1 pseudogene is annotated in these 290 nt (G+C 41.4%); it reads left to right on the top strand.

Annotated features, from left to right (window positions below):
* Nucleotides 1-290: pseudogene (locus BN338_RS12530) on the top strand (hypothetical protein); the annotation flags it as partial.

The following is a 290-nucleotide window of genomic DNA, read 5'->3' as shown; positions in this document are numbered from 1 at the left end:
GAAAATGCAAAAATACGCAATAATGCCTGTGTCGTGAATTATGCTAGGGTTTATGGTAATGCCGTGATTAGTGATAAGGCATGGGTTTTGAGTGATAAAGCGCATGTTTATGACAATGCTGTCATTAATGGCAATGCAAAAATTGGTGGCTACGTTTATGGCAATGCCGTTGTGAGTGATAACGCCGTGATTACAGAGGGGGCTCTTATTCACGATAACGCCCGTGTTTATGAAAATGCATATGTTAGTGGGCTGGTGTTTAATGATGCTCATGTCTATGGGAAATCACG

It is taken from the genome of Bartonella queenslandensis AUST/NH15 (genome assembly GCF_000312585.1).
In the GTDB taxonomy this organism is placed as follows: Bacteria; Pseudomonadota; Alphaproteobacteria; order Rhizobiales; family Rhizobiaceae; genus Bartonella; species Bartonella queenslandensis_A.
The sequence above is the reverse complement of the archived record's forward strand: the minus strand, read 5'-3'. Positions and strand labels throughout refer to the sequence as shown.